9 protein-coding genes are annotated in these 14,678 nt (G+C 67.2%); 5 read left to right on the forward strand and 4 right to left on the reverse strand.

Going from position 1 to position 14,678, the window contains the following annotated elements; all coding sequences use genetic code 11:
* On the reverse strand, nt 1-3,068 hold a 3,068-nt coding region (gene rpoB, locus ABZV91_RS30380), incomplete at its 3' end, for a DNA-directed RNA polymerase subunit beta (RefSeq protein ID WP_355249157.1).
* 761 nt (nt 3,069-3,829) lie between these two features.
* Here rpoB and ABZV91_RS30385 point away from each other — a divergent pair.
* Complete coding sequence (locus ABZV91_RS30385) at nt 3,830-5,071, forward strand: MFS transporter (protein WP_355249160.1); 1,242 nt, start codon at nt 3,830-3,832, stop codon at nt 5,069-5,071.
* Between the two features lie 186 nt (nt 5,072-5,257).
* Here ABZV91_RS30385 and ABZV91_RS30390 read toward each other — a convergent pair whose 3' ends face one another.
* A complete protein-coding gene (locus ABZV91_RS30390; RefSeq protein ID WP_355249163.1) occupies nt 5,258-5,890 on the reverse strand; it encodes a TetR/AcrR family transcriptional regulator in 633 nt (210 codons plus the stop codon).
* A gap of 67 nt (nt 5,891-5,957) precedes the next feature.
* On the opposite strand from ABZV91_RS30390, the gene ABZV91_RS30395 reads away from it, so the two are divergent.
* From ABZV91_RS30395 to ABZV91_RS30410, 4 genes are all read left to right on the forward strand, one after another.
* Nucleotides 5,958-7,502, forward strand: coding sequence for an NAD(P)/FAD-dependent oxidoreductase (locus tag ABZV91_RS30395; protein WP_355249166.1), 1,545 nt, complete (start codon nt 5,958-5,960; stop codon nt 7,500-7,502).
* Nucleotides 7,499-8,383 (forward strand): SDR family NAD(P)-dependent oxidoreductase, encoded by an 885-nt coding sequence (locus ABZV91_RS30400; protein ID WP_355249169.1) that lies wholly within the window; start codon nt 7,499-7,501, stop codon nt 8,381-8,383. Before ABZV91_RS30395 ends, ABZV91_RS30400 begins: the two co-directional genes overlap by 4 nt.
* Before the next feature lie 22 nt (nt 8,384-8,405).
* Nucleotides 8,406-9,329: an alpha/beta hydrolase gene (locus tag ABZV91_RS30405; protein WP_355249171.1), complete on the forward strand. Its 924-nt coding sequence runs from the start codon at nt 8,406-8,408 to the stop codon at nt 9,327-9,329.
* A gap of 127 nt (nt 9,330-9,456) precedes the next feature.
* Nucleotides 9,457-11,250 (forward strand): long-chain fatty acid--CoA ligase, encoded by a 1,794-nt coding sequence (locus ABZV91_RS30410; RefSeq protein WP_355249177.1) that lies wholly within the window; start codon nt 9,457-9,459, stop codon nt 11,248-11,250.
* Nucleotides 11,251-11,320: 70 nt separating this feature from the next.
* Here ABZV91_RS30410 and ABZV91_RS30415 read toward each other — a convergent pair whose 3' ends face one another.
* Together ABZV91_RS30415 and ABZV91_RS30420 are read right to left on the reverse strand one after the other, a co-directional pair.
* Nucleotides 11,321-12,805, reverse strand: coding sequence for a DHA2 family efflux MFS transporter permease subunit (locus tag ABZV91_RS30415; RefSeq protein WP_355249173.1), 1,485 nt, complete (start codon nt 12,803-12,805; stop codon nt 11,321-11,323).
* A 212-nt stretch (nt 12,806-13,017) separates the two neighbouring features.
* Nucleotides 13,018-13,890 (reverse strand): glycine betaine ABC transporter substrate-binding protein, encoded by an 873-nt coding sequence (locus ABZV91_RS30420; protein ID WP_355249175.1) that lies wholly within the window; start codon nt 13,888-13,890, stop codon nt 13,018-13,020.
* Between the last annotated feature and the right edge of the window lie 788 nt (nt 13,891-14,678).

The raw sequence follows: 14,678 nt of genomic DNA on the forward strand, positions 1-14,678 counted from the left end.
AGGTGGTGCAGCTTCAGGATGTACATGTAGCCGACCGCCACCGGGTACGGGAACGGCTCACCGGAACGACCGTCGAACAACGTCGCCTTACCGTCCGCACCGACCATGACCTCGCCGTCCCGATTCGGCCGCGTGGAGGCCAGGAGTCCGGCGAGTTCTTCCTCGCGTGCCCCGTCGAACACCGGTGTCGCCAGATTCGTCTCCGGCGCCGCCGAGAGCAGTTCGTCGGGCAGGCGTTGCGCCCATTCGGGGCGGGTACCGCCGGCGAGCTCGACCTCCCAGCCGGCTTTGCCGATCCAGCCGAGATGGGTCTCCAGGATCTGCCCGATATTCATACGACGCGGCACACCATGGGTGTTCAAAATGATGTCCACCGGCGTGCCATCCGGCATGAACGGCATATCCTCGGTCGGCAGGATCTTGCCGATCACACCCTTGTTCCCGTGCCGGCCCGCGAGCTTGTCACCGTCCTGGATCTTGCGCTTCTGCGCCACATACACCCGAACCAACTCGTTCACACCCGGAGGCAGATCGTCGTCGTCTTCGCGGGAGAACACCCGGATCCCGATCACCTTGCCCGACTCACCGTGGGGCACCTTCAACGAAGTGTCACGCACCTCACGAGCCTTCTCACCGAAGATCGCCCGCAACAGCCGCTCTTCCGGCGTCAGCTCGGTCTCACCCTTCGGGGTGACCTTCCCGACCAGGATGTCACCATCACGCACCTCGGCACCGATCCGCACGATGCCCCGCTCGTCCAGATCGGCCAAGACCTCGTCGGAAACATTCGGGATATCGCGGGTGATCTCCTCGGCACCGAGCTTGGTGTCGCGGGCGTCGATCTCGTGCTCCTCGATATGAATCGAGGTCAACACGTCGTCTTCGACCAACCGCTGCGACAGGATGATCGCGTCCTCGTAGTTGTGGCCCTCCCACGGCATGATCGCCACCAGCAGGTTCTTACCCAGCGCCATCTCACCGTTCTCGGTGCACGGACCATCGGCCAGGACCTGACCACGCTCGACCCGCTGGCCCTCATCCACGATGGGCCGCTGATTGGCACACGTGCCCTGGTTCGAGCGGGCGAACTTCCGCAACCGATAGGACTTACGGGTCCCGTCATCGGCCATCACCGTCACATAATCGGCGGAGACCTCCTCGACCACACCGGCCTTGTCGTTGACCACGACATCCCCGGCATCCACCGCGGCCCGCAGTTCCATACCGGTACCCACCACAGGAGCCTCGGAACGGATCAACGGCACAGCCTGACGCTGCATATTCGCACCCATCAAGGCACGGTTGGCATCATCGTGCTCCAGGAACGGAATCATCGCCGTCGCCACCGACACCATCTGGCGCGGCGAGACGTCCATATAATCGACCCGAGCGGTATCGACGAGCTCGACCTCGGAATACCTGCGCCGGACCGCGATCCGCGGTTCGACGAATCGCCCTGCGGCATCGAGCGATTCATTCGCCTGCGCGACGATGTGCCGGTCCTCTTCGTCGGCGGTCAGATAGACGATCTCGTCGGTCACGGTGCCGCCGACCACCTTGCGGTACGGCGTTTCAAGGAACCCGAACGGATTCACCCGCGCATACACCGACAGGTAACCCATCAGCCCGATATTCGGGCCTTCCGGCGTCTCGATCGGGCACATCCGCCCGTAGTGGCTGTAGTGCACATCGCGCACCTCGAGGCCGGCCCGGTCCCGGGACAGGCCGCCCGGCCCGAGCGCGGACAGGCGGCGTTTGTTGGTGAGACTGGCGAGCGGGTTGCGTTCGTCCATGAACTGGGAGAACTGGGAGGTCCCGAAGAACTCCTTGAGCGCCGCCACCACCGGCCGGATGTTCATCAGCGACTGCGGCGTGATGGCCTCGACGTCCTGTGTGGTCATCCGCTCCCGGACCACACGCTCCATCCGGGACAACCCCACCCGGAACTGGTTCTGGATCAGTTCCCCCACAGTGCGCACGCGGCGATTACCGAAGTGGTCGATATCGTCCACCTCGACCGGCACCTCGACGCCGCCGGGCCCGGCCATCGTCCGCTCCCCCGCGTGCAGCCGCAGCAGATATTCGATAACGGTGACCAGGTCGTCTTCGGTGAGCACCCGGGGGCCGCCCGGCCCGTCCCGCCGGACACCGAACTTCTTGTCCATCTTGTAGCGGCCCACCGCCGCCAGGTCATAGCGCTTCTCCGAGAAGAACAGGTTCTCCAGCAGCGACTGCGCCGATTCCCTGGTGGGCGGTTCGCCCGGGCGGAGCTTGCGGTGGATGTCGAGCAGCGCCTCATCGGTACCCGCTGTGTTGTCCTTCTCCAGTGAGGACATCAGCACACCGGAGAAACCGAACCGCTCGGCGATCTGTTCGGTGGTCCAGCCGAGGGCCTTGAGCAGCACGGTCACCGGCTGCCGCCGCTTGCGGTCGATACGCACGCCGACGGTGTCGCGCTTGTCGATATCGAATTCCAGCCACGCGCCACGGGACGGGATGACCCGCACGCTGTGCAGGTCCTTCTCGGTGCTCTTGTCGACGGAGTGATCGAAGTACACACCCGGCGAACGCACCAGCTGCGAGATGACCACGCGCTCGGTGCCGTTGACGATGAAGGTGCCGCGGTCGGTCATCATCGGGAAGTCACCCATGAAGACCGTCTGGCTCTTGATCTCGCCGGTGTTGTTGTTGATGAACTCCGCGGTGACGAACAGCGGCGCCGCGTAGGTCAGGTCCTTGTCCTTGCATTCGTCGATGGAGGCCTTGACCTCTTCGAACCGAGGTTCGGACAGGGTCAGCGACATGGTCGCCGCGAAGTCCTCGATCGGGCTGATCTCCGCGAGTACTTCCGCCAGCCCGCCCGTGAACGAATAGCCGCGCGCGGCCGCCTGTTCCCGCTGGGCGGTCGCGCCGATCAACCAGCCGAAGGATTCGGTCTGGATCTCCAGCAGTCCCGGCACCTCCAGGGGTTCGCGCACTCTGGCGAACGAGAGCCGCGCGCGGCTCCCGGGAATTCGGCTTCCGGCGGATATCGCGGCAACTGCCGCGGTTCGATCGATGAGTGCCAAGATGCGTCCTTCCAGCACCGCACGCCGCCCATACCTGCGCGGTACGGGCGTCACGTATCTGCTTGTCCAGTGGGCGTTATTCGGATCGCGCACCGCGGGCGGAAGCCGTTCGGACAGGACTCGACGACGAGCCGTGGCAGCGAGACGCAGAACGCGCCGCTTTCCACGGTGAATTCGTATTTAGAGAGTCGGACAGCACGCACCCCGGCGCGACGTCCTAAATTACACAGAAAATCCGCGAATGTCGAGAGACATGAAAAATAAAGCAACCGTTTTCCGATGCTTTCTATTTTGATAATGACACCCCGGCCCGCCCGCCGTCAAGTCGAATGGCGGAAAACCGCCGAATCGACCTGCGCGGGTTCGAGCGCAGGAGGTCGCGAGGGGGTGGAGGGGACCCGGGCCCAGCAGGTCTCCGGGACACGTTCGGCCACAGCGGTACTCATCGGGCATATCGAGAACGGGACCGACCTCAGGGGCGCACGACCGGCCGCGATCCGGACCCGGGAACAGCTGGGAGACCGGGGCGGGTGTGAAATCAACTCGCGCGGGACTCGAAAAACAATATCGACCCCACCCACTACGAATATATCTCCCCGAGAATTACCGCCCACACCGGGGTCCCATTCCGCCGGGTGACCACCCATGGAATACAACGAACAGTTGTGCCCGGTACCGCCGCGGTTGTTTGATCGCGGCCCGCGCTTTCTGCTTTGCTCGCGCAGGTCGACGCGAGGACACATGAGCGGGAGGAAGCCGGCGTGGCGAATGGGCGGTCCCTGGGACGGCGGTTCGGTTGGCTGTGGGCCGCCTACGCGGTGAGCCGTTTCGGTACCGCGCTGGCGTTCGATGCCTTCGGTCTCGTCGCCGTTCTCGTCTTGCACGCCGGACCGGCCGAGGTCTCACTACTGGCGGCGGCCGGCCTCGCCGTCGGCGCCCTGGTGGCGATTCCGCTGGGCCCCTGGGTGGAGTTCCGCCGCAAGCGGCCCGTCCTGATCACCATGGACCTGATCCGGTGCGTGGCGCTGCTGAGCATCCCGGTCGCCTTCGCGTTCGGCGCACTCGGCTTCACGCAGCTGCTCGTGGTCGCGGTCGTCGCCGCGACCGCCGATATCGGTTTCACCGCCGCGTCCGGTGCCTATCTGAAGAGTCTGGTGGCGCCGGACGATCTGCTCGTGGCCAATGCCCGGTTCGAATCCACCAACTGGACCGCCATCGTGCTCGGGCCGCCCCTGGGCGGCGCCGCCGTCGGGCTACTGGGTCCGATGGCCACCTTGGTCGCGGACGGGCTGAGTTATCTGGCCTCGGCGGCCGGCCTGCGCGCGATCGGCGATGGGGAACCGCCTCCGGCCCGCCCCGAGACACCAGCCAGAGGTGCGCAATTCGAGGGCTGGCGATACGTCCTGAACCATCCCGGGCTCCGCCCGCTGCTCTGCAACGATGCCCTGGTCGGCGCGTTGATCATGGCGACCCAACCGCTGATGTCGGTACTCATGCTCGGGCAGCTCGGCTTCACGCCCTGGGAATTCGGTCTCGCGTTCGCCCTGCCCTGTCTCGGCGGCCTGCTCGGGGCGCGGCTCGCGCCCCGGCTCGTCGACCGGTACGGGCACGGGCGCGTGCTGCGGGTGTCCGGAATTCTGCGGGTGTGCTGGCCGGTCGCGCTGGGCGCCGTCACCGCCGGCGCCGGCGGCTTGGTACTCGTCCTGGTGGTCCAGACCGCCGTGATCGTCTGCATGGCGGTGTTCAACCCGGTATTCGCCACCTACCGGCTGGAGCAATTACCGGCCGACCGGGCGACCCGCGCGCTGGCCGCCTGGTCGGTGAGCAAGAAGGTCACCATCGCGGTGATCACCGCGCTGTGGGGCCTGCTCGCCGCGTGGATCGGAATACGCGCGGCGATCACACTCGCCGGAGTGCTGCTGTTGGTGACACCGCTGCTGCTGCCCCGTCTCGACCGAGCGCCCGGACATCCGGAGGCCGTACCGGCGCGCCCCGCACCGTGACCGCATCGCGGCGCTGTGTTCCGGCGCCGCCCGCAGCGCTGGGAGGGTAGAGCTGTTCGCAGACGGGATCCGCTGCGAAACCTGCGCGGGACGCGGCACCCGAAGGCCCCGGCCGGGACACGGGTGTGGCCGGTCGGGAGGGCGGCGGAACTGCGGCTCGGGCCGGCACGGCGGGAGCGGCGGACCTCAGGTCCGCAAGGCGGCGGCCAGGGCCGGGTTCACCGCCATCGACAGGGCCACCAGGGACTCCACCAGCAGTTCGATCAGTTCGTCGCGGGAGAGGGATTCGCCGCGTAGCCACGACAGGGTGGTTTCCTCGGTGAAGGCCACCCAGCCGCGCACCACGAGTATCAGCCGGGGCTGCTCGCGCTCCTCCGGCGACAGCGGGACCTGGGCGAGGATGATGTCGACGATCGCGTGCCGGGTCTGTTCGACCATGGCGGCCAGCTCGGGGCTGGAGCTGGTGGGTCCGCGCAGCAGAGCCAGATACGAGGTGCGGTTCTCGCTGACGTAGTCGATATAGCGGCCCACCGAGTCCCGCAGCATATCGAACAGGCTCAGCGTGGGATCGGGGACGACACGGGCCAGCAGTTCGGCGTTCGCGTGCCGGACCACTTCGAGCTGGAAGTCCTGTTTGGTGGGGAAGTAGTGGAACAACAGTCCCCGGGAGATGCCCGCCTGGGCCGCGATCTCGCTGACCGATATGTCCTCGATCGCCCGTTCGCCGAGCATCTTCACACCGAGCGTGATGAGCTGCGTCTTCCGTTCGTCCGGGCTCAATCGGACGCGTTTGACGGGTGCTTCCGGGCTCGTACTCACCTGTTCATCCTACTGAATGCCGTTCAATACTGTTGACTGCTACTCAATAAGCCCTTACGCTCATTATATGAGTCGCAAGGTTACAGACAAAGCTGTCGCTAACCAGCCCACCCGCCATCTGCGGACGATCATCATCGGCAGCGGTTTCGCCGGCCTCGGCCTCGCCATCCGGCTGACCCAGCAGGGCCGCGAGGATTTCCTCGTACTGGAACGCGGTAGCGATGTCGGTGGGACCTGGCGTGACAACACCTACCCCGGTGCCGCGTGCGATGTGCCCTCGCACCTGTACTCGTATTCCTTCGCCCTGAATCCGGACTGGTCGCGGTCGTTCTCCCGGCAGGGCGAGATCCAGGCCTATATCCAGGGCGTGGCCGACAAATACAACGTGCGCGACAAGCACCTGTTCGACTGCGATGTCACCGGCGCCCGCTGGAACGCCGAGACCGCGCAGTGGGAGGTCACCACCAGCAAGGGCGATTTCACCGCCGATACCGTGGTCTCCGCGGTCGGTGCGCTGTGCGAGCCCAACCTGCCCGATATCAAGGGCATCAACAGCTTCGAGGGCGAGATCTTCCACTCGGCCCGCTGGAACCACGATTCCGACCTCGCCGGTAAGCGCGTTGCGGTCATCGGCACCGGCGCCTCGGCCATCCAGATCGTCCCGGCCATCGCCGGCAGCGTCGCCCACCTCGACGTCTACCAGCGCACCGCGCCCTGGCTGCTGCCCCGGCTGGACCGCCCCTACCTGCTGCCCGAACGGCTGGCGTTCAAGCACATCCCGGGTGTCCAGCGCCTGTCCCGGGCCGCGATCTACGCCGCCCGGGAGACCCAGGTGGTCGGCCTGGCGAAGTTCCCGCCACTGATGCGCGCGTTCGAGGCCCTGGCCAAGGCCAAACTGGCCATGGAGATCCGCGATCCGGAACTGCGCAAGAAGGTCACCCCGAACTTCCGCATCGGCTGCAAACGCATGCTGATCTCCAACGAGTACTACCCCGCCCTGGATCGCGACAATGTCGACGTGGTCACCGACGGGATCGCCGAGATCCGCGCGAATTCGATCGTCACGAAAGACGGCACCGAACGCGAGGTCGACGCGATCGTGGTCGCCACCGGCTTCCACGTCACCGACTCCCCCGCCTACGAGACCATCTACGGGCGCGACGGCCGCAGCCTGACCGAGGTCTTCGACGATATCGGCCAGCAGGGTTACAAGGGTTCGGCGATCGCCAACTTCCCGAATATGTTCTTCCTGCTCGGCCCGAATGTCGGCTTGGGCCACACCTCGATGGTTTACATGATCGAATCCCAGATCAACTACATCGCCGACGCCCTGGCCACCTTCGAACGCCAGGGTCTGCGCACCGTCGAGGTGCGCCGTTCGGCGCAGGACTCCTACAACTCCGCCCTGCAGAAGAAGCTCACCAAGAGCGTCTGGAGCACCGGCGGCTGCGCCAGCTGGTACCTGGACAAGCACGGCAACAATACGACCCTCTGGCCGGACTTCACCTTCGAATTCCGCCGCATCACAAGGAAATTCGACGTGGCCGCCTACGATACGACAACGGCTGCCGATGCCCCCGTTCGACCCGATCTGAAAGTAGTGACCGCATGAATACAGCATCACGTAGTGATTCCCCGAGGGGCGGGGACCGGGCGACGGGAGGGCGCAACGATTCCTACTTCCGTAACAAAGTCTGTGTGATCACCGGAGCCGGTTCCGGGATCGGACGGGCGCTGGCGATCAACCTCGCCCGGCGCGGCGCGAAACTGGCCCTGTCCGATATCGACACCGAGGGGCTGGCCGAAACCACCCGCCGCTGCGAGGAGCTCGGCGCCGAGGTGAAGTCCGACCGGCTCAACGTGGCCGAACGCGAGGCCGTACTGCTCTACGCCGACGCGGTGAAGCAGCATTTCGGTGTCGTGCACCAGATCTACAACAACGCCGGGATCGCCCACCACGGGGATGTCGCGAAGACCGAGTTCAAAGACATCGAACGCATCATGGATGTCGACTTCTGGGGCGTGGTGAACGGGACCAAGGCGTTCCTGCCGTTCCTCCTCGAATCCGGTGACGGCCATGTGGTGAACGTGTCCAGCCTCTTCGGCCTGATCGCGGTACCCGGGCAGGCCGCGTACAACTCGGCCAAGTTCGCGGTGCGCGGTTTCACCGAGGCGCTGCGCCAGGAGATGCTGGTGGACCGCGCGCCGGTCAAGGTCACCTGTGTGCACCCCGGGGGTATCAAGACCGCCGTCGCCCGCAACGCCACCTACAGCGACGATATCGACGGCGCGAACGCCAGCTCGATGTTCGACAAATACCTCGCCATCCACAGTCCCGAAATGGCCGCGCAGACCATCGTCGACGGTGTGCGTAAGGGCCGCGGCCGGGTGCTGATCGGCTGGGAGGCCAAACTGCTGGACCTGTTCGTCCGCACCGCCGCCGCCGGTTACCAGCGCATCGCGGTCGGCGTCGAACGACGTTTCCTGCCCTGATCGGTACCGGAGAAGGATCGACATGCGAGATATCGCGCTGCCACTGCCGCTGGCGCGGGCCGTCCTGGGCTCGATGTACCGGGTGGCGCTGCATTCCCGGCTGCCCTGGCGGGTCCAGCGGGCCCTGATCGACGCCGGTTCGGCGTTGCAACCCGTACCGCCGGGCGTCGGAGTCGAACGGCTCCGCCTGGGCGGCCGCCCGGCCGAGCGACTCGCACCGGCCGGTCCGGCCCCGGCCGACCCCGCCGCCGTGCTGTACCTGCACGGCGGCGGCTACGCCGTGGGTTCGCTGGCCACCCACCGTTCGCTCAACGGCCGGCTCGCCGCCGGCACCGGACTACCGGTCTACGCCCTCGACTACCGGCTGGCACCGGAACATCCCTACCCGGCGGCGCTGGACGACGCGGAGGCCGCCTTCCTCGAGTTGGTCGCCGAACACGGCTACCGGCCGGAACGGATCGCGATCGCCGGGGATTCGGCCGGTGGCGGACTGTCCCTGGCGCTGGCCCAACGGCTGATCGCCCGACACGGCCACACCCCCGCCGCGCTCGGCCTCATCGCACCGTGGGTCGATCCGAACCAGCTCGCCGAACGCCCCCGCGACCTGGTCGTGAACGGACCCTGGTCGCGGGCCTGCGCCGCCGTCTATCTGGGCACCGGCGATCCCGCCGATACCGGTTACGCCCCGCTGCACGGTGTCCTCGCCGGGCTGCCCCCGGTGTACGTCCAGGCCGATGTCGACGAACTACTGCACCCGCAGTGCGTCGATCTCACCGCGGCCCTGCGCGCGGCCGGGGTCGAAGTCTCGTTCACCGAGAGCCGCGGTCTCTGGCATGTCGCCCAGCTACAGGCCGCCCTGGTGGGCCCAGCTGCCGCGGCACTGACCGAAATGGCCGTTTTCATCCGGCAAGCCGTCGATCAGCTACCGCTGCGCGACCTAGGATGAAGGCCTGATCGGGACGCGTTTCGCCCTGATTCCGGGGTGAAATCCAGGGCGTTTACCGGTGGCCCGCGCCCCGTCCGGTTCCGGTGGCGTAAATTACCGACGAGTTGGCAAACAGGGAAAGGCAATGATGCGCGAGTTCGAAGCCCCGGCTTCCTACACCATCCCCGAGGACGCGAACAATTCCGACAACGTGTTCCGCTACGCGAAAGAATCCCCCGCCGCGGTGATGTTCAACGTCCCCGACGGCAAGGGCGGCTGGCGCGATGTCCGGGCGGCGGAGTTCGCGAAAGCGGTCACCGATGTGGCCAAGGGCCTCATCGCCTCGGGTATCGAACTGGGCGACCGGGTCGCCATCATGGCCGCCACCCGTTACGAGTGGACCCTGCTCGATTTCGCCATCTGGGCGGCCGGCGGCTGCACCGTGGCCATCTACGACAGTTCCTCGGCCGAACAGGCGCGCTGGATCCTGCAGGATTCGGCCACCGCACTGCTGGTCGTCGAGAACGACAAGCACCGCGGCGTCATCGACGAGATCGATCCGGCCGAACTGACCGCGCTGCGCGAGACCCTGCAAATCGACAAGGACGCGATCGGCGAACTCGTCCGACGCGGCGCCGAACTCGACGAGCAGGTCGTCCACGATCGGCGCGCCCAGGTCAACGCGGCCTCCCCGGCCACCCTGATCTACACCTCCGGCACCACCGGCCGGCCCAAGGGTGTCATGCTCAGCCACGCCAATCTCTGGGCCGAGTCCCGGGCCGACCGGATCGCGCTGGCATCGTTCCTGACCCCCGGCAAGAAGACCCTCATGTTCCTGCCGCTGGCGCATGTCTTCGCCCGCGCGGTGAGCCTGGCCGCCTTCGACGCCAAGGTCACGCTGGCGCACACCTCCGACTGGAGCACGCTGGTCCAGCAGTTCGCCGAGCACCGGCCCGATTTCGTGCTCTCGGTACCCCGCGTCTTCGAGAAGGTCTTCAACGCCGCCAAGCAGAAGGCCCACGACGAGGGCAAAGGCAAGATCTTCGACGCTGCCGCGGCCACCGCGATCGAGTACAGCGAGGCCCTGGGCGCCGGGAAGCCCGGGCTGGTGCTGCGCGCCAAGCACGCACTGTTCGACAAGCTGGTCTACGGCAAACTGCGTGCCGCCCTGGGCGGCAACTGCCAGGCCGCGGTGTCCGGCGGCGGGCCGCTGGGCGCCCGGCTCGGGCATTTCTTCCGCGGTGTCGGCGTCACCATCTTCGAGGGCTACGGCCTCACCGAGAGCACCGCCGCGGTCGCGGTGAACACCCCCGACCACATCCGGGTGGGGTCGGTCGGCCGCCCACTGGAAGGTCACGCCGCCAAGATCGGCGAGGACGGTGAACTGCTGCTGCGCGGGCCGGTGATCTTCTCCGGATACTGGGGCAACGAGCAGGCCACCGCGGAGGCGTTCGTCGACGGCTGGTTCAAGACCGGCGACCTGGGTGCCATCGACGCCGACGGTTTCATCACCATCACCGGCCGCAAGAAGGAAATCCTGGTCACCGCGGGCGGGAAGAACGTCTCCCCCGCGCCCATGGAGGACGAACTGCGGGCGCATCCGCTGATCGGCCAGGTGATGGTGGTCGGCGACGGGAAACCGTTCATCGGCGCCCTCGTCACGCTGGACCCCGAAGCGCTGCCGGGCTGGAAGGAACGCAACGGCATCGCCGCCGAGGTGGAGATCGCCGAACTGGTCGAGAACCCGGTCCTGGTCGCCCAAGTGGAGGCCGCGGTCGCCGAGACCAACAAGAAGGTTTCCAAGGCCGAGCAGATCAAGAAGATCAATATCCTGACCTCGGACTGGACCCAGGAAACCGGTGAGCTGACCCCGAAGATGTCGCTGAAGCGCGCGGTCGTCATGAAGCAATACGCCGCCGAGGTGGACAAGATCTACAGCTGATCCCCATCAGACGAACGGCCCGGTGAGCAATCCGCTCACCGGGCCGTTCGCGTTCGGTTCCCCAGACGAGCTAACCGGTGAGCGAGTCCGCCTTGTCCGGCTGCGGGGCGCCCCGGTCCGCGGCGTCACCGGCCCGGAAGCGGATGAACAGGGCAGCGGCGACCACACCGACGAGCAGCAGTGCGGCCGGCAGCACCGTGGCCTGGCTCAACGCGGTACTGAACGCCTGCTTCACCGCTTCGGGCACCTGACCGGTACCCATCCCCTCTCCGGCCGGAGCGTCGCCCAGACCCGCAGCGCTCATCCGCGCGGCGATCAGGGCACTGATCGCCGCGCTCCCGAGCACCGACCCGACCTGCCGGGTCGTGTTGTAGACGCCCGCGCCCGCGCCGGCCTGGGAGATGGGCAGATTGTGGGTGGCCGTGGTGGCCAGCGGCGCCCAGATACAGGCGTTCGAGGCGCCGGCCACCGCGCCCGCGACGACCATCCAGGTGAGATTCGCGTGCGGATCCCGCATCACCAGGGCGAACCAGAAGATGGAGATCGCGAACGTCGAGAACCCGATGGTCGGAATGATCCGCGGATGCATCCGGTCGGAGAGCCGGCCGATCACCGGGGCGGCGAACCCCGTCACGATGGCCATCGGAGCCAGCACCAACGCCGACCGGGTGGGCGACATACCGTGCACGGCCTGGAGGTAGAAGTAGATCGGCACCATCACCGCGGTGACAGCCGCGCCCATACTGGCGATGGCCAGATTCGACAGCGAGAAATTACGGTCCCGGAACAGCGGCAGCGGCAACAGCGGCTCGCCCGACCCGCGGGCCTGGGTCACCACGAAGACAGCGAGCACCACGATCCCGGCCACGATCATCGCCCAGATCTTCGCCGACCAGTCGCTCGTATTGCCCTCCTGGATACCGAACACCAGCAGGAACATGCCGACGGCGCTCAACACCACGCCGACCAGGTCGAACTTGTGCTCATTCGTCGGCAACGACGGCACCAGCCAGACGGCCAGCGCGAAGGCCACCACGCCGACCGGGACGTTGACGATGAAGATCCACGCCCAGCCGAGACCGTCGACCAGCACACCACCCAGGATCGGGCCCACCAGCGTCGCCAGCCCGGCGACCGCGCCCCACATACCCATGGCGGCGCCCCGGCGATCCGGCGGGAACGTCCGGGTGATCACCGCCATGGTCTGAGGAGTCATCAATGCCGCGCCCAGCCCCTGTACGGCCCGTGCGGCGATCAAGGTCTCGATATCCCCGGCCAGCCCGCACGCCAGCGAGGAGAGCGTGAACACCGCGAGCCCGAACAGGTAGATGTTCTTCGGCCCGAACCGGTCGCCCAGCCGCCCGGTGATCAGCAGCGGTACGGCGTAGGTGAGCAGATAGGCGCTGGTCACCCAGATGACCTGCGAGATATCCGCGTGCAGATCGGTCATGATCGCCGGATTCGCGACGGCCACGATGGTCACATCGAGCAGGATCATGAAGAATCCGACGACCAGCGCACCTAATGCGAGCCACGGATTGCGTTGAGTGGGCATAGCTTCCGTTCCTGTCCGAGCGGCACCCGATGCGCCGTTTCGTGGATCTGTCGCGGTGCGTCACACGGACACACCACCTGGGACTACCGGCTCACCGTACGGGCGGGGCACGACAGCCGCGGCCTGCTCATGCCGTGGTCACTCCTGACTCCAGGTACGACGCCGGGCACCGCCCCAACATTCCGGGCATATCGGACCGATCTCAGTCCTGCTCAGAGGCCGTGCGCGTCGAGCCAGGTGCGGGCCAGCTCCCCCGGGTCCGCGGACTCGTCCCGGACCCGCAGGACCAGGGTCGCGAGCTCGTCGGTGGTGAGTTCACCGGCCACGTAGTTCAACTTCTCCAGCTGCCGATCATCCAATGCCCCCTTGCGCACCAGCGCGAGCGGGTTCTCCGGCCTGATGGCGTCCTCCGGGTCGGCGAGCACTGTCAACCCCTCGGTACCGCCGGGCAGGAATTCGGCCGGACCGGCCAGTACCGCGGCCTGGACCCGGCCCTCCAGCAGCGCCCGGCGCAGTTCCCCGGGCCCCGGGAACACTTCGGTCGAGGCGAATGCGCAACCCGAGATCTTCCCCGCCACCTGCGGTAGCTCGAACAATCCGGGAACGGCGGCGACACCGGCGACCAGCGATGAACACTGCGCACCCAGCTGCTCCACCGAATCGATCCCGCGCTGCTCGGCGACAGCGGCGGTGACCAGGACCCGCGGTTCGAAGTCCGCGCCGTCGGCCGCGTCGGAGGTGACCGTCCCCTGCGGCAGCGACCCGTTCAGCTCCCGCGTGACAGCCTTCGTGGTCGTGGCCTCGGCCCCCACGTTCAGGTCTGCCAGCAGCGCGCCGTTGTGGTCCGGGGCGACCGCGACGGTTCCCGCGTCCAGCGCCGCCAGCACCTCCGCCCGGCTGCCCAGCCCCGGCTCGACCCGCACCGCCGCGCCTGTCCGCGCCAGCGCCTGCGCGTAGATATCGGCCAGGACCCGTGACTCGGCCGCCCCCTGCGCGCCCACCACCAGCGGTTCGGCCTCCTCGGCACCACAGGAGACGGCCAGCCCGGCCAGCACCGGCACCAGCATCCGAGCAACGACACGCATCGACGCCGCCAGCACCATCGCGCCAGACACCCACTTCCGTAACCAGCCCGCCGCACCCCGTCCGGGCGCCCCGACAACCCCCAGGAATCTACAGGGTCCCCGCGGCCGGGTGACCGGACGCAGCGGGAGATATCCGGGGTGCGGGGACGGACGCCGACCAGAGCTGGACCGGGCACAAGCTCCCCGGATTCGGACGTGACCGAGCCGCGAAGGGGTGAGAGGCCGGCCTGCTCGTGTTTTTTGGCGTGTCTCCGGCGCGCGGGGTCGAGGCCCCCTTGGTCTCGCCGTTCAGGCCTCGAGACTCGCGCTTCGCGCATGCGCTTCGAGGCCCGAACGGCGAGACGGGCCTCAACCCTTGGAGGTGTCTCGCTGAACTCGACGCCCGGGGGTTGCGTCGGCGTCCAGGTCGGCATGTGGACTGGCACACCTCCATCCGATCCCGCTTGGTGGTCGGGCCACGGGGTCGAGGCATCCGCGGCCGGCTGGTGCGCGCCTGCGATAAACCATGCGGCGTTCGGCCGACCAACCGCGAATGCGGCCTTGGGCACCTCCAGCCGAGGGAGGGCGACCCCGCCCTTGCCGCCACGGGGTGAAATCAGTACTGAGCGAACGCAGCCATTCTTGGACGGCATAGGATGCGAGTTTCCGGAGCGATCGAGCCGACATCCGCCCCAGACATCCAATGCCGACGCAACCCGCATGCGTCGAGTCTTACGAGACACCTCCAAGGGTTGAGGCCCGTCTCGCCGTTTCGGCCTCGAAGCGCATGCGCCGCAGGCGCGAGTCTC

This window comes from Nocardia sp. NPDC004568 (assembly GCF_040609955.1).
Lineage (GTDB): Bacteria > Actinomycetota > Actinomycetes > Mycobacteriales > Mycobacteriaceae > Nocardia.